We start from the raw sequence: 17,896 nt of genomic DNA, 5'->3' as shown, positions 1-17,896 counted from the left end.
GCCGGGCCGAGACCCGGCCTCTAAAAGAAACCGCCCGGCAGGGGCAAGAAGAGCGCGCGGCGCTCAAATTTACAGACGTTCAACAACGCAAGGCCGCAGCCGCCAAGTCACACAAACTGACCCGCCCGCCTCACGACTTCTGACTCCTCCCATAAAGATTCTCCAACCCCGCCCACACCCTGCGCGTGAGCGGCTTGCTCTGCGCCGCAGGCCGGCGGTAGAGCCGCACGTTGATGGGCACGTCCTTGTCGGGCCCGGCCGCGCGGGCCAGGCGGCCCTCGGTCAGGTCGGCCTTGACCAGGGTGAGCGGCAGCCAGGCCAGGCCCAGGCCCTGGTGGACCATGGCGTGCAGGGAGTCGGCGAGGTCGGCCTCGTAGACAGTGCGCAGGCGCGTGGTGTCGCACAGCTCGTGCAGGTGGCTGCGCAGGATCTTGCCCAGGGACATGCTTTGCGCGTAGTCCAGGTAGGGCACCAGCGGGCCGCCGCCGTGGGCGGGCAGAGCGTACTTGGGCAATTGGGGGACCAGGGGGATGCTGACGGGGATCAGCGTGTCCTGGCCCACGGGCAGCCAGGCCAGGTGGTGGCCCTGCAGGCTGCCTTCGATGGCGGGCTGGGCGTGGCACATGAGCAGGTCAACCTTGCCCTGCAGCAGCATTTCCACGCCGTAGTCCAGGCTGGTAGTGACCACTTTCCAGCACAGCTGGGGCATGGCCTGGTTGAGGGCGGTGATGATGCCCGGCAGGACGGTGTGCGACAGCGTGCGGCCGGCCGCGATGGTGATGGTTTCATCACGCGTGCGGTGGGGGCGCTGCAGCAGGCCGTGGGTTTGCTCCAGGATGCCTAGCACTTCATGGGCCGAGGCCAGCAGCGTCTTGCCGGCGGCCGTGAGCGTGGTCGACTGGTGGCCACGCTCGACCAGGGGCGTGCCAGCCCATTCCTCCAGCGCGCGGATGCGGCGGCCAAAGGCGGGGTGGGTGATGTGGCGGCGCTCGGCGGCCTTGTAGAGGCTGCCGGTGTCGGCCAGGGCCTGCAGGTCCTGCAGAAGTTTGAGGTTGAGTTCGTGCATGGGTAGGGTGGGTGCAGGGCTGTGCTGATCCGGCACAGCGCCGCCGCAATCGGCACAGCACCAAGGCGGGGCATGCCTAGCATGGCGGCATGCGAGAGAAGCCCTGTTATGCCTGAAGTTTGCCTCAGGAAGATGCAAAGCCATTTCATTGGCGGTGCGCAGCGCACGGTGCGGGATCTGCCGATCCAGCACAGGGAAGTGGTGCGCAATGGCGGCGAGCGGCCGCTGGACATGAATGGCAGCTATGCCGTGGGCCAGATGTACGCCATGGAGTACCGGCTGGCGCGTCCGCGCAGCCCCCTGCCGGTGCTGCTGTGGCACGGCGGCGGCATGACGGGTGCGCAGTGGGAGTCCACGCCCGATGGGCGCCAGGGCTGGCTGTGGCGCCTGCTGGAGGCCGGCCATGACGTGGTGGTCTGCGATGCCGTGGAGCGCGGCCGCGCGGGCTGGGCGATGTTCCCCGAGATCTATGCCGAGGCGCCCGTGTTCCGCAGTGCCGAGGAGGCGTGGACGCTGTTTCGCATAGGCCATGGCGGGCCTTCGGGAGACGGTGTGGGCGAGCCCTTCGTTGGCCAGCGGTTTCCGCATGAGAATTTTGACGCCCTGGTGCGGCAGATGGTGCCGCGCTGGCTGGGGCATGAGGCCATGGCCATGGCTGCCTATGACGCCTTGCTGGAGCAGTTCGGCCCCTGCGTGGTGTTGGGCCACAGCCAGGGCGGTGGCTTTGCCGCGCATGCGGCCAGCCGCAAGCCGCACCTGGTGCGCGCTGTGGTGGGCGTGGAGCCTACGGGCATGCCGGTGGTGCAGCAGGGGCAACAGGAGCAACAGGGGCAGGAGGGGGCGGATGCCTTCGCGCCTGCCTCGGCCATCCCCCATCTGGCGGTGTGGGGCGACCATTTCGCGCACAGCCCGCAGTGGCAGAAGTACCGCGCGCAGACCGATGTGTATTGGCAGCTGCTGCGCCGCCTTGGCGGCCGTGCCGAGGTGTTGGACCTGCCGGCCGCAGGCATCACCGGCAATTCGCATTTCTGCATGCTGGACACCAATGGCGACGAGGTGCTGGGCCGGGTGCTGGCCTGGCTGGAGCGCCTGGGCCGATGACTGGCCAGTGACTGGCCGGTGCTGGTCCCGAAGAATTTCAACGAGGAGAAAAATCTCATGCAACGCCGCAATTTCATGATCCGCAGCCTGTCTGCAACCACGGCGGCCCTGGCCCTGGGCGCCCTGGCGCCCGCGCAGTCGGCCCTGGCAGCCGATGCAGGCTGGCCCACGGCCGAGCCCATCCGCCTGATCGTGCCGTTTCCGCCCGGCGGCACGGCCGATGTGGTGAACCGCCTGTTCGCGCAGCAGCTGGGCAAGGTGCTGGGCGCGTCGGTGATCGTGGAGAACAAGGCCGGTGCCGGTGGCTCGCTGGGCACGCGCTTCGTGGCCGACGCCAAGCCGGACGGCTATACGCTGCTGGGCGCCACCTCCAGCACGCATGGCACGAATCCGGCCGTCTACACCAAGCTGCCGTATGACGCGGTGAAGGACTTCACGCCCATCACCCAGGTGATCACGGTGCCGGGCGTGCTCAGCGTGCATCCCTCGGTCAAGGCGGCCAATCTGAAGGAGCTGATCGCGCTGGCCAAGGCGCAGCCGGGCCATCTGTCGTATGCGTCCTCGGGCGCGGGCGGTCTGGGCCATCTGGCCATGGAGCTGTTCAAGGCCAAGGCGGGCGTGCAGATCATGCATGTGCCCTACCGTGGCGCGGGCCCGGCGTTCACCGATCTGATCGGCGGCCAGGTGTCCATGCTGTGGGAGCCGCTGCCGGCTTCGCTGCCGCACATCAAGTCCGGAAAGATCCGCCCGCTGGCCGTGGCCACGGCCCAGCGCAGCAGCGAGCTGCCCGATGTGCCGACCTTTGCCGAGTCCGGCGTGCCCGGCTACGCCGTGCAGGCCTGGAACGGCCTGCTGGCGCCCAAGGGCCTGCCCAAGGACATCCGCGACAAGCTGCACAAGGCCAGCGTGCAGGCCCTGGCCGATCCGCAACTGCGCCAGCGCCTGGCGGAGCTGGGCGGCACGGTGGTGGCCAATACGCCGGAGCAGTTCGGCGCGGTGATCCTCAAGGATGTGACGACCTGGAAGCAGGTGGCCTCTTCGTCGCAGATCAGCCTGGACTGATGGCACCGGGGAAAGCCCTGTGTCCCGGCGCCCACGGGTGGCGGGGCCAGGCGTCGTGACGGTGCCATAGTCCGGGGGTGGCGGTCCGGGCGCGTTGCCTGCGGCCGCGCACAAGGCCGCGAACAAGGCCGCCCGCCTGACCTGCCGCTCTCAAGCCATGGACATCAACCTCATCCGCAATTTCGTAGAGATCGTGGACGCGCGCAGCCTCAGCGCTGCGGCGCGCAAGCGCGACATCACGCGCTCCAAGGTGAGCAAGGAGCTCAAGGCGCTGGAGACGGCGCTGGGCGTGACCCTGCTGCACCGCACGACGCGCAGCTTTTTGCTGACGGCGGCGGGCGAGGTGCTGTACGAGCACGGGCGCAGCATCATCCAGGAGGTGGAGGCGGCGCAGGGCGCCATCGACGCGCTGCAGCATGTGGTGACGGGCTCGGTGCGGCTGAGCATTCCCACGGGCCTGGGCGAGCTGTACCTGGCCGACATGCTGCTGGCCTTCCAGAAGCGGCACCCGCAGGTGCGCATCCGCGTGCTGTTCTCCAACCGGGTGAGCGATCCCATGAGCGCACAGGTGGATGTGGCCGTGCGCGTGGCGCGCGACGTGCAGGAGCACCTGGTGGCGCGCGACCTGGGGCCGGTGGGCTTTGGCCTGTATGCCAGCAGCGCCTATGCCAAGGCGCGGCCGTTCCACGACCCCGCCGAGATTCCCCACGGCGTGCTGCTGACGCCACCCGGCGACGGCAAGACCTATGCCGTCTCGGTGAAAAAGGGGCAGCAGGAGATTGCGCTCAAGTGCGAGCCCTGCATCACCAGCGAGCATTTCCCCTTCCTCAAGCAGTCCATGCTTCGGGGCAGCGGCGTGGCCACCTTGCCCAACTACATGGTGATGGACGAGCTGCGATCGGGCGCGGTGCAGCGCGTGTGCCCGGACTGGACGGTGTCCGGCCTGGGCGACAGGCTGTACATCATCACGGCCGAGGACCGCCGGCCCTCGCATGCCGTCAAGGTGATGACCGAGTTCCTCAGGGCCAGCCTGCTGCGCTTCGTGGAGCAGGCCGAGGTGTCCGGCCCTTAGGTCCTTAGGCCCTTAGTTCATCACCTTTTCGGTCTTCAGTTCTCCAGCGCAATCGCGTTGTCCGCGATCACCTTGCGCCACATCTGGCCGTCTGCGGCCAGGAAGTCGTCTAGCTGTGCCTGGGTCTGGGGCTTCCTGGCGGCCAGGGTCTGGTTGCCCAGGGCACTGGCGAATTCGGGGTTGAGCATGACCTTGTTGACGGCGGCCTGCAACGTGTTGCGCGCGTCCGCGGGCGTGCCTGCGGGCACGGCAATGCCGAACCAGGTGGAGGCCCTGAAGCCCGGCACGCCCGATTCGGCAATGGTGGGCGTCTGCGGCAGGAACTGCGAGCGCTCGGGCCCGGTGGTGGCAATGGCCACCAGCTTGCCGGCCTTGATGTGGGGCAGGGAGGTGCCGGCCACGTCCACCATGAGCTGGGTGTCGTTGGCCATGAGGGCGGTGAGGGCCGGCGCGCTGCCGTTGAAGGGAATGTGGGTGGCGGCCACGTCCAGGCGGGACTTGATCAGCTCGGTGGTCAGCTGCAGCGGGTTGCCCAGGCCGACCGAGCTGTAGTTGAGCTTGCCCGCGTGGGCCTTGGAGTAGGCCTTGAGGTCGGCCACGTTTTTGATGCCGGTCTGGCTGTTGGTGACCAGCACCAGCGGGGCCTCGGCCAGGATGTTGGTGAGCTTCAGCTCCCGGTCGGGGTTGTAGCTGAGCTTCTTGTAGAGCAGGGGGTTGAGCACCATGCTGGCATTGCTGGCCAGCAGCAGGGTGTAGCCGTCGGCCGGTGAGCGCGCCACGGCCGAGGCGGCAATCATGGTGTTGGCGCCCGGCCGGTTCTCCACGACCACGGACTGCTTTAGCTCCGTGGACAGGTGCGTGGCCAGGGTGCGGGCCAGCACATCGACCGAGCCGCCCGGTGCATACGGGGCGATGAGCTTGATGGGCTTGCTGGGGTAGTCGGACTGGGCGAACCCGGGGGCTGCGGCTGCGGTGGCCGCAGCGGCAAGCAGCAATGCGATGGCCTTGTTCATGCGTTGTCTCCTTCTCTTTCGGTGTTGGCGGGTTCAGATCTTGCGCTGCGTCGCGCCCCAGTGGGCGTCGCGCAGCTTTCTTTTGGCGATCTTTCCGTTGTCGTCGCGGGGCAGGCGCTGGAAGACGAAGCTGCGCGGCAGCTTGTAGGCCGCCAGCCGGCCGCGCAGCCATTCTTTCAGTTCGGCCTCGGGCAGTGTGCCTGACTGGCCGGGCTCGACCAGGGCCAGCAGCCGCTCGCCGTACTCGGCATCGGGCACGCCGATGACGGCGCAGTCTGCTATGCCGGGGTGCCTGAGCAGCTCGTTCTCTATCTCGGCCGGGTAGATGTTCACGCCGCCGGAGATCACCATGTCCGAGTCGCGGTCGCAGACGTAGAGAAAGCCTTCCTCGTCCAGGTAGCCCATGTCGCCCAGGGTGATCAGGCCGCCCTGGTCCATCTTGCGGCGGGCCTCTTCATTGCCCTTGTAGGTGAAGTCGGCATAGGCGGGCTGGCGCACGTAGATCAGGCCCACCTCGCCCGTGGGCAGGCCCTGGCCCTGCCTGTCGAGGATGCGGACTTCGGCGTCCTGCAGCGGCAGGCCGGCGCTGCCGGGGTGGGTGAGCGCGTCGGCCGAGCCGATGAAGGTGACCAGGCCCGACTCGCTGGAGGCATAGGTCTCGTTGATGATGGGTCCCATCCACTCGATCATGGCCTTCTTGACCTCGGGCGCGCAGGGCGATCCGGTGGAGGCGATGAAGCGCAGCGAGGAGATGTCGTAGCGCTCGCGCACCTCGCGCGGCAGCCTGAGCAGGCGCACGTACATGATGGGCACCATGTAGGCGGTGTCGATGCGGTGCTCCTGCACCAGCTGCAGAAAGCGCTCGGGGTCGAAGCGCTGCTCCAGCACCACCAGCTCGCTGAGCATGAGCGCGTTCTGGAAGTACAGGCTGGGCGCGCTGTGGTAGATGGGCGCGGTCAGCAGGGTGCGCGCGCCGGGCTGCAGGCCGTAGGCGGTGGCGATCAGCGCCTGGTTCACGGCCAGGCGCCGGGGCAGTTCTTCCACGGGAAACGCCTTGCGCAGCACGCCCTTGGGGCGGCCCGTGGTGCCCGATGTATAGGCCATGTGGCCGCGCGGCGCGACCAGCGGGCCCTCGTAGGGTGCCTGGGCGGCCAGCCAGGTTTCGTAGTCCTGCTCCGGCTCTCGTGCGTGGGCGACGCGCCGGGGCAGGTCCGCATAGAGTTCGCCCTTGAGGCCGTCGAGCAGGTCCTGGCTGGTGATGAGGGCGCGGGCGCCGCTGTCGGCCAGGATGTAGTCGATCTCCGTGGCCGTGAAATGCCAGTTGACGGGGCAGTAGTAGATGCCCGCAATGCGGCAGGCATGGACCACGTCGGCGTATTCGATGCCGTTGCGCAGGAAGACGGCCAGCACGTCGCCTTCGGCCAGGCCCAGGCTGCGCAGGCCCTGGGCCAGCTGGCGGCCGCGCTGCTGCTGGGCGGCGCCGGTCAGCGTGCGCTGTTCGAAGACCAGGGTGGAATGGGGCGTGGCGGCGGTGCTCATGTGGGCGTGGCCTCCTGCTCCCCATCGTTGACGTTGGGCTGGTTGGCGGCCTTGGCCATCTGCCGGGCGCGCGCCCAGTCGGCATCGTCCCAGGCCTGGTATTCGGTGAAGTAGGCGCCGTTGGCCAGGGCGTCGCCGCCGTCCAGCGTGATGGTCTGGCCGTTGAGCCAGGTGTTGCCCGGGGCCAGGATGAAGGCGGCCATGTTGCCGATGTCCTCGCCCGTGCCCAGGCGGCGCGTGGGGTTGTCCAGGCGGCGGCGGTCGGCCGAGTCCTCGTTGCCGTCGATCCTGGGGCGCAGGCGCTGGCTGGCGCCCTGGGTGGGAATCACGCCCGGTGCAATCGCGTTGAACCGTATGCGCTTGGGACCCCATTCCACGGCCAGCGATTTGGTCATGGCGTCCAGCCCGGCCTTGGACATGGCCGAGGGCACGACAAAGGGCGAACCCGTGTCCACCCAGGTGACGACGATGGACAGCACCGAGCCCGGCAGCCCTTCGGCGATCCAGCGGCGGCCCACGGCCTGGGTGACGTAGAAGGTGCCCCGAAAGACGATGTCCGATATGGCATGGAAGCCGTTGATGCTCAGGTCCTCGGTGCGGCTGACGAAGTTGCCGGCCGCGTTGTTGACCAGGCTCGTCAGCGGGCCGTGTTCGGCCCAGATGCGGTCGATGACGGTGTGAACGGCCTCGGGCTGGCGAATGTCGAGTTCATGCGCAAAGGCCTGCGCGCCCGTGTCGTTGTTCAGCATCTCGCAGGCCTGCTGCACCACGGAATGCCGCCGGCCGCACAGGTGCAGCTCGGCACCCAGCTCCGCCAGCTTGGCCGCCATGGCCAGGCCCAGCCCCGTGCCGCCCCCGGTGATCAGGACGCGCTGGCCCTGGAATAGATTGGCTTCGAACATGCTTGTCTCCTTTTGCTTTCACTCTAGGGAGACAGGGGCGGCTGGCAAAGGAGGGTGGTGGAACGCGGTTGGTTCCGTGGTGGAAACAATGGGCTTGTGTTTTGGGGCTGTGACCGCGGCTTGTCAGCGAGTGCAGGGGGGCTCATTTCCCCCTGCCGGGTGGTTGTTTTTCGAGGCCGGGTCTCGGCCCGGCGGCCGACTGCCCTTTCTTGATTCGCCAAGAAAGGTCAGGTCAAAGAAGGCGACCCGGATGTCCGCGACCCTCCGCTTCGCTGCGGGCAACCTGCGTCGTGGCGGTTGCGGGGTTCGCCGTGAAACTCACTTCGCGCTGCACGCTACGTTCAGACATCACGGCGAGTCAGATGACGAAGCAAGCCTGTCCTTCGGCAGGCTTGCAACCCCGCAACCGCCACGCCGCAGGCGCGGGCATACGGGTTGGGCTCCGTAGAACAGCCGGTGTTTCACGGCGCAGCCTTGTGCCCTGACTTTCCGGCTGCGCTGCGCAGGTCGGCCACCTGGGCGGCGGTCACATCGGCAGGCTGGCCGCCCAGGGCCGTGCGGGTGTAGTTGGCCAGGGCGGCGACTTCGCCATCGGTCAGCTCCTGCATGAAGCCGGGCATGCCGGGCAGGGGCGTGGGGCCCTGCTGGGTGGCCGGGTGCTTGGGCAGGCCGACGAGGATGGCCAGCACCAGATTGCGGGCGTCGGCCTGGCGCACGGTGCTGTTGCCCTTGAGCGGGGGCATGGTGAGGCTGCGGCCCAGGCCCTCGCTGCCGTGGCAGCTGGCGCACAGCGCCATGTAGTGGCCCCGGCCCGCGTCCAGCGTGCCCGCGCCGGAGCTGTTGCCGGTGCCGGAATCCGGGGGAGCGGCGGCCGGCAGGGGCTGGGGCGCGGGCGGGTTGTCGCCCAGCAGGAAGGTGGACAGCGCCGTCATGTCCTCGGCCGTGAGGTACCGGGTGCTGTTGGCGATGACCTCGTGCATTTCATCGAAGGCGCTGCCGTGGGCCGAGAAGCCCGTCTGCAGGAACTGGGCCATGCCCTCGCGCGTCCAGCCGCGTGCGGCCAGGGCTTCGGCGGTGATGCCGGGGGCCGTGAACAGCGAGAGCGTGCCGCCCTGCAGCCAGCGGTCCTTCTGCATCTGGCCGAACATGCCGCGCGGCGTGTGGCATTCGGCGCAGTGGCCCATGACATTGCCCAGGTACTGCCCGCGCAGCCAGGCCGGGCTCTGGCCCTGCGAGCCCACGGGCAGCGGCGCGCTGGACAGGAACAGCGTCTTCCAGCCGAACATGAGCACGCGCAGGTTGAAGGGGAAGGGCAGGGCGGGCTTGGTGTTGGGCTGGGCCACGGGCCGGATGTTCATCAGGTAGCCGTAGATCAGGTCCGAGTCTTCGCGGCTCATCAGGTGGTAGGAGGCATAGGGCATGGCCGGGTAGAGCTGGCGCCCGCCCGGCGCCGTGCCGCGGGTGACGGCGGCGTGGAATTCCTCGGCCGTCCAGCGGCCTATGCCGTGGTCCGGGTCGGGGGTGATGTTGGTGCCGTAGAGGGTGCCGAAGGGCGTGGGCAGGGGCTTGCCGCCCGCAAAGGGCTGGCCTTCTCGGGCGCCACCTATGCCACCCACCCCGTCATGGCAGGCCATGCAGTCGGCGGCGCGCGCCAGGTACAGACCCTGGGCCAGCTGCTGGGGGCTGCGGTGCACGGCCTGCGGCTCGCGCTGCGGCACATGGGGCCGGTTGCCCCAGACGGCGGCAATGGCAAACAGCACGGCCAGCAGCAGGAGGATGAGCAGCAGCCCGCGCCAGCGGCGCCTGGGCCTGCGTGGTGGCGGGGGGCGGGCGCCGCTGTAGTCGGCAGGTGGCGCGGCGGTGGCGCCGGTGGGGGTGGCTGCGCTGGGGTCGGCGGCGGACATGGCGCTCATCCTTTCAAGGTCAGCCCGGGCGTGTTCAGGAGCAGGTCCTTCACGGCCGCGTAGTAGCGCACATAGCCGGTGCAGCGGCACAGGTGGGGCTGCAGCGCCTCGCCCACGACCTGTTCCACATCGGCCGCGCGGATGGGCGCCTTGGCCAGGCGCTCGACCAGCACCGTGGCCGCGATGACGAAGCCCGGCGTGCAGTAGCCGCACTGGAAGCTGAAATGCTCCAGGTACTTCTGCTGCACGGGGCTGATGGCGATGACCTTGCGCGGCTGGCCCGAGGCGCCGGGCGGGGGCGGGGGCGCGGTGTCCGCGCCGGCCGGGTCGGCAATGCCTTCGATGGTGCGGACCTTGCGGCCCTGGAAGTAGTGGGCGCCGGTGATGCAGGTGCGCATCTCGCGGCTGCCCTCGGGCCCGTCCACGATGACGGTGCAGGCCCGGCATTCGCCGATGCCGCAGCCCAGGCGCGAGCCGGTGAGGTTCAGGTATTCGTGCAGGAAGTCGATCATGGGCATGCCTTCGGGCACGTCCATGGGGCCGACGGTCTGGCCGTTGACGGTCAGCGACAAGGGGCGCGGGACAAGGCTCATGGTGCGAGTGCCTCCCTGATCTTTTGCGGGGTCACGGGCAGGTCGTGGAAGCGCTTGCCAATGGCGTGGTGTAGTCCGTTGACGATGGCGGCGACGATGGGAATCATCACCACCTCGGCAATGCCCTTGGGCGGATCGGTGTCCGACAGCGGTGCCAGCAGCTCGGCCGTCTGCTTCCAGACCGCCACCTCGCTGCCGCGCGGCAGGTGGTAGCGGTGGAAGTTCCAGTTGCCGTCGCCGGGGCCGCCCTCGTACAGCGGCATGGTTTCGTACAGCGCATGGCCTATGCCCATGGCAATGCCGCCTTCGAGCTGGCCGTGCACCAGCTCGGGCACGATGGGCCGCCCGCACTCCATGATGGAGTGGTGGGCCAGCAGCTCGACCGCGCCCGTGCCCGTGTCCACCGCCAGCTCGACCAGGGCCGCATTGGCGCTGTAATAGGTGACGCCCGCGTTGTTGCGCTGCATGGGCGGATAGAACAGGTTGCGCCGCGCAATCATGCGGTAGCCGGCGGCGCTGCGCCGCGCGGTGACAGAGGCCTCGACGGGCGTGGCCGCCTGCGGCGTGTCAGTGGTGTCAAGGGCCGGCGTGACGGCGCCGGCATCGGGCGCGCTGCCCAGGCGCACGGCCAGCGCGTCCAGCGGCCGGCGCGCGCTGGTGCCCAGGATGTCGAAGTCGGCCTCGGCCCATTGCCAGCGGTTGAAGGTATGGCCCACGGCGCCCGTGACCAGCTGCATGGCATGGGCCTTCTGGGCCAGGGCCTGCAGGGACAGCGGCTGCATGCCGTTGGCCGTGAGCATGCCGTTGACCCAGCGCGCGTCCTCGCGGCGCACCACGTAGGGCGCCTTCTGGCCGCCGCCCGTGCCCTGGCTCCAGATGGCGACGGCGGCCGGCCACAGGCCGTGCTCGAAGACCACGCGCGCCGTCTCGCTGGTGGCGTGGCTGTAGTAGTAGGCCGAGTTGCTGGCGCTGGCCGGCGAGGCGTAGACCGGCGTCCACAGCGGCCGGGTGGCGAAGCGGTCCTGGTCGGCCTGGGGCATGGTGTAGTTGTCGCCCTCGGCCTTGAGCGGCAGCTCCGGCCAGTCCAGGCAGGCGGTCTGCAGCTCGTCGGCGGGCTTGCCGAACCATTGCACACACAGCTGGGCCTGCGAGGTGCCCATGCCCGTGCCGATCTCGGTGCCCGAGTGGTGCAGCAGCACGCGGCCCTGGGGCGATATCTCGATGCGGGCGAAGGCCGCCTCGCCGCCCGTGCCGAAGTCCTTTTGCACGCAGGCAAAGCCCACGCCGTAGCGCTGGCCCGGGTGGCTGGCCTCGTAGGCGGTCTTGCGCTTGGCGCGCTCGGTCCACAGCGGATGGCGGCGGGCGCGCTCCAGCACCTCGTCGGCGCGCAGGGCGCCAGCGGCAATGGCGCCCTGGGTGTTCTTGGCGCCCGAGGTCAGCACGTTGCGCAGGCGCAGCTCGATGGGGTCGATCTGCAGCAGCCCGGCGATTTCGTCCACCATCATCTCGGTGGCCGCCATGCTCTGCAGCGTGCCGTAGCCGCGTGCCGAGCCCGCATCCAGCGCGCGGCTGGCCAGGGCCACGGCGGTGATGTCGTTCTTGGGAAAGTAGTAGATGGACTGCGCCGCCGTGCCGCCGACCATGGCGACCGAGGGCGAGAAGTTGGCCCGGCCGCCGCCATTGGCGGTCATGCTGGCCACCAGGCTCTGGAAGAGGCCGGTCTTCCTGTCGATGGCCATGGTGTAGTCGATCTCGAAGGCATGGCGCTTGAGCGAGGACTGGAACTGCTCGAACCGGTCATTGGCCAGGCGCACGGGCTTGCCGTCCGCATACAGCGCGCAGACCAGGCCGTAGTAGGGCATGGGCGCGTGGTCCTTGGAGCCGTAGCCCACCGTGTAGCACGGGTGCACGAAAAGGCGCTTGAGCGGGAACCTGCTGGCCTGCACCATCTGCGCAGCCCATTCGGCCACTTCGTGCGGCGATTGCGTGGCCAGCACCATGTGCAGGCTTTGCGTGGCCGCGTCATACCAGCAGTTGGCGTTGTCGGGCTCCAGCGCGGCCGTGTCCACCGATTGCGTGGCGTAGTGGCGCTGCAGCACCAGCCAGTCGGCGGGCGGCGTGGCCAGTTCCTGGGCGATCTGCTCGGCCGCGCGCAGGCCGCGTGCCGTGACCGCGTCGGCCTTGGAGATCTGCGGCCAGACCAGCGGTTTGCGTTCGGCGGGGAACAGCGGGGCATCGCGCAGGCTGGAGAACACGTCGTCGTCAAAGGCCGTGGCGCCGCCCTGGCGCACATAGCGGAACACGCCCCAGGGCGGACGGTCCAGCGCGCCCGTGATGCGGCCGTAGCGGATGACGCCGGCCGTGGCCTGCAGCCTTTCCTTGGCAAAGCGAAAGCGCGCGAAGTCGTGGTAGATCAGGATGGCCACGGCCTGGCCCAGGTAGGCGGGGGTCTTGCCTGCGGGCAGCAGCATGTCCTCGCCATAGAACTCGGGAAAGGCCAGGCCATCGCGCGCCAGGTCTTCGGCCGTGACCACGCGGTCGGGCGCCAGCTCGCCGTCCAGGGAAGACAGGTCCATGCCGTCGAACAGCCGGTCGGCCAGCGTGGTGCGCACGATGAAGGCATGGGATTGCTGCGGGGGCCAGTGCGGCATGTCGCGTGCGCGGATGTCGCGGGCGAAGACCTTGGCGCCCATGACCTTGGAGCGGCCATCGAGCCGCATGCGCGGCAGCTGCGTGACCGGCTCGCGGGCCACGCTGCCGAGCACGCGGTCTTCAAAGAGGGCTGCATAGGCCTGGCTGGCCAGCGGCACCACCCAGACGCTGACGCCTGCGATGCTGGCGGCCTGCAGAAAGCCGCGCCGCGACAAGGGAGCCGCGCCGGCCTGGCTGCCGGCGCCGGAGTGTTGTTCTGGGCGCATGGCGCTCTTCTCCTGTGGGGTTGAGCCCACTGTAGGAGGGCGCATGCCGCGCGGCCTGTCAGCAAAGGCTGCTTCTGGCGTCAGCGCGGCGGCAGCGGCGGGTGCCTGCCATCGTCAAAAGCAGGAGCGGGCCGGGGCCGCCAGGCCGCGACGGCAGCGTGCCGGCCGCACTGTCAATCAGACGCCGCCGCAAGAACGGCCTTTCCGCAGTGCTCCGTGGCGCCGCGCATAGCCCGGCAGGGCAAGGGCGTGTCCACATTCAGGCATAGTTGAGGGTTGTGCAGAAAGTAGTGAAGTCCCGGGCATAACCGGAGCTTCTTATTACTTTATTTTTTTATAGTTTGCGTTTTTATACGCGCAACCTATATTTGCTCCCACTTCCCAACAATGCGCAGCGGCGTCCCCAGGCCGTCCTGCGCCGCGGCGTTTTTTCATGATCGAGATTCGGGATCTTTCCCTGACCTACAAGGGCCCCACCGGGCCCGTCCATGCCTTGCGGGGCATCAACCTGCAGATCGAGTCGGGCGAGGTGTTCGGCATCATCGGCCGCAGCGGCGCGGGCAAAAGCTCGCTGGTGCGCTGCCTGAACCTGCTCAACCGCCCCACCTCCGGCCAGGTGCTGGTGGGCGGCCGTGACCTGATGCAGCTCAGCGATGCCGAGCTGCGCACGGCGCGCCGCGACATCGGCATGGTGTTCCAGCATTTCAACCTGCTGTCCTCGCGCACGGTGTTCGACAACGCCGCGCTGCCGCTGGAGATGGCGGGCATGTCGGCCGACGACATCAAGAAGCGCGTGGACCCGCTGCTGGACCTGGTGGGCCTGAGCGCGCTGCGCGACCGCTATCCGGCGCAGATCTCGGGCGGGCAAAAGCAGCGCGTGGGCATTGCGCGCGCGCTGGCCAGCCACCCCAAGGTGCTGCTGTCGGACGAAGCCACATCGGCCCTGGACCCCGAGACCACGCGCTCCATCCTGGACCTGCTGCGCAAGGTCAACCGCGAGCTGGGCCTGACCGTGGTGCTGATCACGCACCAGATGCAGGTGATCAAGCAGATCGCCGACCGCGTGGCCGTGATCGACGGCGGCGAGATCGCCGAGCTGGGCCCCGTGATCGACGTGTTCACGCGCCCGCAGCAGGCCATCACGCGCAGCCTGATCGACGAGATCGTTCCCCAGCAACTGCCCGAGTCGGTGGCCGTGCGCGTGAATGCGCTGGCCGCCCAGCTGGCGCCCGGCCAGCAAGGCCGGCTGCTGCGCCTGTCGTATGCGGGCGAGAGCGCCTACCAGCCCATCCTGTCGCACCTGATCCGCGAGCTGGGGCTGGACCTGTCCATCCTGCATGGCCAGATCGACGAGATCCAGGAGCAGACCTTCGGCTCGCTGGCCGTCTTCGCCAGCGGCGACGCGGCAAAGATCGATGCCGCCGTGGACCATCTGCGCGCCACCGGCGTGCAGGTGCAGATCGTTTCCACCAGGGATTGAGCGATGTTTGAGAATTTTTCGGAAATGATGCTGGAGCTGTTCGTCAGCTCGCTGTGGGAGACCATCATCATGGTCGGCGTCTCGGGCCTGGTGGGCGGCCTGATCGGCATTCCCCTGGGTGTGTTCCTGCGCCTGACCGACCACGGCGGCGTGCTGCAGAACGGCCCGGCCAACAAGATCGTGGGCTGGATCGTCAATGCGCTGCGCTCCACGCCCTTCATCATCCTGCTGGTGGCCATCATCCCGCTGACGCGGCTGATCACGGGCTCGTCCATCGGCACCTGGGCGGCCGTGGTGCCGCTGACCATTGCGGCAGCGCCCTTCGTGGCGCGCCTGGTGGAGACCGCGCTGCGCGAGGTGGACAACGGCCTGGTGGAAGCGGCCCAGTCCATGGGCGCCACCACGGGCCAGATCGTCTGGAAGATCCTGCTGCCCGAGGCGCTGCCCGGCATCGTGGCAGGCCTGACCATCAGCTTCGTGAGCCTGACCGGCTACTCGGCCATGGCCGGCGCCATCGGCGGCGGCGGCCTGGGCGACCTGGGCATCCGCTACGGCTACCAGCGCTTTTTGCCCGACGTGATGCTGGCCGTGGTCATCATCCTGATCTTCTTCGTGCAGGCCATCCAGAGCCTGGGCGACTGGGCGGTGCGCAGGTTGAGCCACCGCTGATCCACACACCCCGGCGGCCGGTGCGGCTGGCGCGGCCGGGGCGGCAAGCTGCCGCGAGATTGTCTGAAAGAGGGATTCCATGAAAAAGCGCGTATTGCTTCAATCGCTGGCCGTGGCCGCCGTCCTGCCGCTGGCGGGAATGGCCGCGCTGCCGGCCCATGCGGCCGACGGCTCGGTCACCATCGGCGTGACCTCGGGCCCGCATGCCCAGATCGCCGAGGTGGCCAGGAAAGTGGCCGAGAAGAACGGCCTGAAGGTGAAGCTGGTCGAGTTCGGCGACTTCATCCAGCCCAACGCTGCCCTGTCGCAGGGCGAGCTGGATGCCAACATCTACCAGCACCAGCCCTTCATGGACGCCCAGAACAAGGACCGCGGCTACAAGCTCGTGCCCGTGGCCCGTGCGGTCAACCAGCAGATGGGCGTGTACTCCAAGAAGATCAAAAGCCTGGCCGACCTCAAGAGCGGTGCGCGCGTGGGCATTCCCAACGACCCCACCAACGGCTCGCGCGCACTGATGGTGCTGGCCGCGCAAAAGCTGATCGAACTGAAGACCGGCGCGGGCGCTCGTGCCTCGGTGCTGGACATCACGGCCAATCCGAAGAAGCTGAGGTTCGTCGAGTTGGAGGCCGCCCAGCTGGCGCGCTCGCTGGATGACCTGGACGCCGCCGCCGTCAACAGCAGCTACGCCGTGGCCGCAGGCCTGTCGCCGCAAAAGGATTCGCTGGCGCTGGAAGCCACGGACACGCCGTACGTGACCGTGCTGATCGCCACGCGCGCCGGCCATGAAAAGGACGCCCGCCTGCAGGCCTTCGTCAAGGCCTACCAGTCGCCCGAGGTGCGCCAGTTCATCGACACGCAGTTCAAGGGCGCCTACACGGCGGCCTGGTAAGAGCATGGGCAGCCTCGCATCGCACCAAGTTTCCGACGCGGACTTCGTGGCCGCCATCGGCGTGCAATGGCAGCGCCGCCCGCTGGCGCCCGAGCCCGGCCTGGCCGCGCTGCTGGCGCAGGCCCAGCTGGACGACGGCGGCAAGGCCACCGTGGTCCAGGCCGTGGGCATGCTGGTGGTCGACGAATGCGTGGCCCATGGCTACCACAGCATGGACCTGGTCGTGCTGCACCCGGGCACGCAGGGCCTGGACGAGGCGCTGGAGCGCTTCGACAAGCCCCACACCCATGCCGATGACGAGGTGCGCTACATCCTCGAAGGCGAAGGCCTGTTCGGCTTCTTCGATGCCGGCGGCCAAGAGCGCGTGCTGCGCGTGCAGCCCGGCGACTACCTGCGCATACCGGCGGGCGTGGAGCACCGCTTCACGCTGACCGCCACGCGGCGCATCAAGGCGCTGCGCCTGTTCGCCGATACAGCGGGCTGGGTGGCGCAATATACCCAGCGGCCCGCCGCTGCCATGGAGGTGCCCGCATGAGCCTGCCTGTCCCGACACTGTTCCAGACACTTGACGAGGCGCTGTTCACGCGCGCCCAGGGCCTGCTGGACGAGGAATGGCTGGCCAAGGATGCCGACCTCGCTCCTGTGCTGCCCGTGGTGCTGGCGCGCGGCGTGGGCCAGGACTGGCACAAGGCCGGCACCTTCCGCCACCACCTGGCGGGCGTGGCGCGTTCGCTGGCGCTGTGGCGCCAGCCGCGCGACGTGCGCCTGCTGGGCCTGCTGCACAGCGTCTACGGCAACGCCTTCGTGGACCTGGTCAAGTTCGACGCGGGCAGCGAGCGCGGCCGCCTGCGCGAACTGGTGGGCGAGGGCGCCGAGCACCTGGTCTACCTGTTCTGCACCATGAGCCGCACGCAGTTCATGCAGAAGATCCTGGCCGGCGACCTGGCCGAAGACGGCTCCATGGCGCTGGAATCCGCCGGCCGCAGCCAGCGCCTGAGCGCCTATGAAGTGGCGGCCTTCACCATCGTGAGCATGGCCGATGCCATGGAGCAGTGGTTCAGCTGGCAGGAAGACATCTACTCGCAGTTTCCGCAGGTGCAGAACCAGCGGCAGCAGGGCGTGCACTGGGCTGCCTCGCTGTGGCCCGGTCCCATGCGGCCTGCCAGCCGCATGCTCAGCCAGATCAGCGACCTGGGTCGTGCGCTGCAGCACCCGGCGCTGCGCGCCCAGCTGCCGCTGCCGCCGGTGTTCGACCATTGCAGCCGGCAGCTGTCGCCCGGCGACGAGGCCGCTGCCGTGTCGCTGTACTGGTCGGTGATCCAGCTGGACCAGCCGCTGGTGGACCTGGATGCCGCCACGGCCGTGCTGGAAAGCGCCGTGCGCCTGAACCCCTGGGTGGGCGAGCCGCAGATGGTGCTGGCCCAGCTCTACCTGTCTGCCGGCCGTGCCGACGACGCCGCGCGCGCAGCCACCAGCGCGCTGCAGTGCTTCAGCGGCTGGGGCAATGCCTGGGACAAGCGCGTGCAGTGGGATGCCTGGATCGCCTGGACGCGCATCCTGCTGCAGTCGGCGCAGCAGGGAAGCTGGCCTGAACGGCTGGACAAGCTCAACAACCTGGCCCTGAAGGGATGAGATGCAAAAAAGCCTGGCGCGAGAGCCAGGCTTTTTTGTGATGGGAGCGCGCCTGC

General features: G+C 68.8%; 15 protein-coding genes. 8 read left to right on the top strand and 7 right to left on the bottom strand.

Going from position 1 to position 17,896, the window contains the following annotated elements; all coding sequences use genetic code 11:
• Positions 1-130 precede the first annotated feature (130 nt).
• Positions 131-1,066 (bottom strand): LysR family transcriptional regulator, encoded by a 936-nt coding sequence (locus ACF8ME_RS25175; protein WP_012205000.1) that lies wholly within the window; start codon positions 1,064-1,066, stop codon positions 131-133.
• A gap of 132 nt (positions 1,067-1,198) precedes the next feature.
• On the opposite strand from ACF8ME_RS25175, the gene ACF8ME_RS25170 reads away from it, so the two are divergent.
• From ACF8ME_RS25170 to ACF8ME_RS25160, 3 genes are all read left to right on the top strand, one after another.
• Positions 1,199-2,167: an alpha/beta fold hydrolase gene (locus ACF8ME_RS25170; protein ID WP_392418662.1), complete on the top strand. Its 969-nt coding sequence runs from the start codon at positions 1,199-1,201 to the stop codon at positions 2,165-2,167.
• A 57-nt stretch (positions 2,168-2,224) separates the two neighbouring features.
• Positions 2,225-3,229: a tripartite tricarboxylate transporter substrate binding protein BugE gene (locus ACF8ME_RS25165; protein WP_012205002.1), complete on the top strand. Its 1,005-nt coding sequence runs from the start codon at positions 2,225-2,227 to the stop codon at positions 3,227-3,229.
• A gap of 157 nt (positions 3,230-3,386) precedes the next feature.
• Positions 3,387-4,301, top strand: a complete 915-nt coding sequence (locus ACF8ME_RS25160; RefSeq protein WP_016448094.1) for a LysR family transcriptional regulator — start codon at positions 3,387-3,389, stop codon at positions 4,299-4,301.
• A 35-nt stretch (positions 4,302-4,336) separates the two neighbouring features.
• Here the strand turns inward: ACF8ME_RS25160 and ACF8ME_RS25155 are convergent, their stop codons facing one another.
• From ACF8ME_RS25155 to ACF8ME_RS25130, 6 genes are all read right to left on the bottom strand, one after another.
• Positions 4,337-5,314 (bottom strand): tripartite tricarboxylate transporter substrate binding protein, encoded by a 978-nt coding sequence (locus ACF8ME_RS25155; RefSeq protein ID WP_012205004.1) that lies wholly within the window; start codon positions 5,312-5,314, stop codon positions 4,337-4,339.
• 33 nt (positions 5,315-5,347) lie between these two features.
• Positions 5,348-6,853, bottom strand: coding sequence for an acyl-CoA synthetase (locus ACF8ME_RS25150; protein ID WP_313233753.1), 1,506 nt, complete (start codon positions 6,851-6,853; stop codon positions 5,348-5,350).
• Positions 6,850-7,755 (bottom strand): SDR family oxidoreductase, encoded by a 906-nt coding sequence (locus tag ACF8ME_RS25145; protein ID WP_016448092.1) that lies wholly within the window; start codon positions 7,753-7,755, stop codon positions 6,850-6,852. Before ACF8ME_RS25145 ends, ACF8ME_RS25150 begins: the two co-directional genes overlap by 4 nt.
• Positions 7,756-8,216: 461 nt before the next feature.
• Positions 8,217-9,659: a c-type cytochrome gene (locus ACF8ME_RS25140; RefSeq protein WP_392418660.1), complete on the bottom strand. Its 1,443-nt coding sequence runs from the start codon at positions 9,657-9,659 to the stop codon at positions 8,217-8,219.
• A gap of 5 nt (positions 9,660-9,664) precedes the next feature.
• Positions 9,665-10,252, bottom strand: coding sequence for a (2Fe-2S)-binding protein (locus ACF8ME_RS25135; protein ID WP_392418658.1), 588 nt, complete (start codon positions 10,250-10,252; stop codon positions 9,665-9,667).
• On the bottom strand, positions 10,249-13,170 hold the full coding sequence (locus ACF8ME_RS25130; RefSeq protein WP_392418656.1) for a xanthine dehydrogenase family protein molybdopterin-binding subunit: 2,922 nt from the start codon (positions 13,168-13,170) through the stop codon (positions 10,249-10,251). Before ACF8ME_RS25130 ends, ACF8ME_RS25135 begins: the two co-directional genes overlap by 4 nt.
• A gap of 433 nt (positions 13,171-13,603) precedes the next feature.
• Here ACF8ME_RS25130 and ACF8ME_RS25125 point away from each other — a divergent pair, with 433 nt between their 5' ends.
• From ACF8ME_RS25125 to ACF8ME_RS25105, 5 genes are all read left to right on the top strand, one after another.
• Positions 13,604-14,650, top strand: a complete 1,047-nt coding sequence (locus ACF8ME_RS25125) for a methionine ABC transporter ATP-binding protein (RefSeq protein WP_012205010.1) — start codon at positions 13,604-13,606, stop codon at positions 14,648-14,650.
• Between the two features lie 3 nt (positions 14,651-14,653).
• Positions 14,654-15,319: a methionine ABC transporter permease gene (locus tag ACF8ME_RS25120; protein WP_012205011.1), complete on the top strand. Its 666-nt coding sequence runs from the start codon at positions 14,654-14,656 to the stop codon at positions 15,317-15,319.
• A gap of 79 nt (positions 15,320-15,398) precedes the next feature.
• The gene (locus tag ACF8ME_RS25115; protein WP_392418654.1) at positions 15,399-16,208 is read left to right on the top strand and encodes a MetQ/NlpA family ABC transporter substrate-binding protein; all 810 of its coding nucleotides are present in this window, start codon (positions 15,399-15,401) and stop codon (positions 16,206-16,208) included.
• A 4-nt stretch (positions 16,209-16,212) separates the two neighbouring features.
• Positions 16,213-16,743, top strand: coding sequence for a cupin domain-containing protein (locus tag ACF8ME_RS25110; protein WP_392418653.1), 531 nt, complete (start codon positions 16,213-16,215; stop codon positions 16,741-16,743).
• Positions 16,740-17,840, top strand: a complete 1,101-nt coding sequence (locus ACF8ME_RS25105; RefSeq protein WP_392418652.1) for a DUF6817 domain-containing protein — start codon at positions 16,740-16,742, stop codon at positions 17,838-17,840. The genes ACF8ME_RS25110 and ACF8ME_RS25105 overlap by 4 nt, the downstream gene beginning before the upstream one ends.
• Positions 17,841-17,896: the final 56 nt, after the last annotated feature.

It is taken from the genome of Delftia sp. WSY_7, from assembly GCF_043104845.1.
Lineage (GTDB): Bacteria > Pseudomonadota > Gammaproteobacteria > Burkholderiales > Burkholderiaceae_C > Comamonas > Comamonas tsuruhatensis.
Note: the sequence above shows the minus strand (reverse complement) of the source record. Positions and strands in the feature narration are given on the sequence as shown.

Excerpts from the sequence above, each read along its gene's own strand:
- ACF8ME_RS25135 (WP_392418658.1), bottom strand. The coding sequence starts at position 10,252 with ATGAGCCTTGTCCCGCGCCCCTTGTCGCTGACCGTCAACGGCCAGACC.
- ACF8ME_RS25115 (WP_392418654.1), top strand. The coding sequence starts at position 15,399 with ATGAAAAAGCGCGTATTGCTTCAATCGCTGGCCGTGGCCGCCGTCCTG.
- ACF8ME_RS25125 (WP_012205010.1), top strand. The coding sequence starts at position 13,604 with ATGATCGAGATTCGGGATCTTTCCCTGACCTACAAGGGCCCCACCGGG.
- ACF8ME_RS25150 (WP_313233753.1), bottom strand. The coding sequence starts at position 6,853 with ATGAGCACCGCCGCCACGCCCCATTCCACCCTGGTCTTCGAACAGCGC.
- ACF8ME_RS25155 (WP_012205004.1), bottom strand. The coding sequence starts at position 5,314 with ATGAACAAGGCCATCGCATTGCTGCTTGCCGCTGCGGCCACCGCAGCC.
- ACF8ME_RS25140 (WP_392418660.1), bottom strand. The coding sequence starts at position 9,659 with ATGTCCGCCGCCGACCCCAGCGCAGCCACCCCCACCGGCGCCACCGCC.
- ACF8ME_RS25160 (WP_016448094.1), top strand. The coding sequence starts at position 3,387 with ATGGACATCAACCTCATCCGCAATTTCGTAGAGATCGTGGACGCGCGC.
- ACF8ME_RS25105 (WP_392418652.1), top strand. The coding sequence starts at position 16,740 with ATGAGCCTGCCTGTCCCGACACTGTTCCAGACACTTGACGAGGCGCTG.
- ACF8ME_RS25145 (WP_016448092.1), bottom strand. The coding sequence starts at position 7,755 with ATGTTCGAAGCCAATCTATTCCAGGGCCAGCGCGTCCTGATCACCGGG.
- ACF8ME_RS25170 (WP_392418662.1), top strand. The coding sequence starts at position 1,199 with ATGCAAAGCCATTTCATTGGCGGTGCGCAGCGCACGGTGCGGGATCTG.
- ACF8ME_RS25175 (WP_012205000.1), bottom strand. The coding sequence starts at position 1,066 with ATGCACGAACTCAACCTCAAACTTCTGCAGGACCTGCAGGCCCTGGCC.
- ACF8ME_RS25120 (WP_012205011.1), top strand. The coding sequence starts at position 14,654 with ATGTTTGAGAATTTTTCGGAAATGATGCTGGAGCTGTTCGTCAGCTCG.
- ACF8ME_RS25110 (WP_392418653.1), top strand. The coding sequence starts at position 16,213 with ATGGGCAGCCTCGCATCGCACCAAGTTTCCGACGCGGACTTCGTGGCC.
- ACF8ME_RS25130 (WP_392418656.1), bottom strand. The coding sequence starts at position 13,170 with ATGCGCCCAGAACAACACTCCGGCGCCGGCAGCCAGGCCGGCGCGGCT.
- ACF8ME_RS25165 (WP_012205002.1), top strand. The coding sequence starts at position 2,225 with ATGCAACGCCGCAATTTCATGATCCGCAGCCTGTCTGCAACCACGGCG.